The sequence below is a fragment of the Aerococcus sp. L_32 genome, from assembly GCF_050689315.1.
Window position 1 is genome coordinate 1 of the sequence record NZ_JBOEQF010000636.1, and the last position, 995, is coordinate 995.

Consider the following 995-nt stretch of genomic DNA (forward strand, 5'->3'; position numbering starts at 1 on the left):
TGAATCCATCAAAATAACCACATCACGCTTATCTTCCACCAAACGGCGAGCGCGTTCTAAAACCAATTCCGCAATCCGCACATGGTTTTCAGGTCGTTGATCGAAAGTAGAAGAAACCACTTCCCCATCAATTGACCGCTCCAAATCCGTCACCTCTTCAGGACGCTCATCAATTAACAGCATAATCAACTCAACATTCGGATTATTAGCTGTAATCCCGTTGGCGATTTCCTTCATCAAGACCGTCTTACCAGCCTTAGGAGGTGCCACAATCAAACCACGTTGACCGTAACCAACAGGCGAAATCAAATCAATCATCCGCGCAGACAAACGTCCAGGTGTCGACTCCAACCGTAATTGCTCATCCGGATAAACAGGTGTCAAGGCTGGGAAATGCGCCCGTTCCTTCGCCTCATCTGGGTCCTTACCATTCACCGCATACACATGCATCAAACCTAAATACCGCTCAGAAGCCTTAGGCGGACGAGCTGTACCCGACACTAAATCCCCATTCCGCAAACCAAACCGGCGAATCTGAGAATTCGAAATATAAATATCCTCCTGACTAGGCGAATAATTAATCGACCGCAAGAAACCAAAATCAGACCCCGTAATATCAAGCACTCCCTCGACATTCATAAATCCCTGACTCACCTCTTGCGCCCGCAAGACAGCCATAATCAGCTCCTTCTTATTCATTTGACTATAATAGGGGACCTTATACGCCTTCGCATACTGGTAAATTTCCTTCAAAGTCATAGCTTGCAAACTATGCAACTTCACGTGTTCTTGCTCATTATCTGACATAAAAAAACCTTCATTTCTATCAATATTTAGTTACTTTCTGGAAAAGGACGACCGCCTAGAAGCTGAGTGCTTAAAGATGTCGCTAGCTATTACCAAGCCAGCAGCTCCTTGGATCTAAGAAGTGTTAAGAGAGGACTTGCTTGTTGTTTGGGTAAAAATGTAAAGGACTGCGACACCCTTGCCGCAGT

At 45.3% G+C, this 995-nt stretch carries 1 protein-coding gene; it reads right to left on the reverse strand.

What is annotated here, in order from left to right; translation table 11 throughout:
• Positions 1–807 (reverse strand): transcription termination factor Rho (gene rho, locus ACRCJ0_RS15335; protein ID WP_431391063.1); only part of this gene is annotated, 807 nt, incomplete at its 3' end.
• Positions 808–995 lie beyond the last annotated feature (188 nt).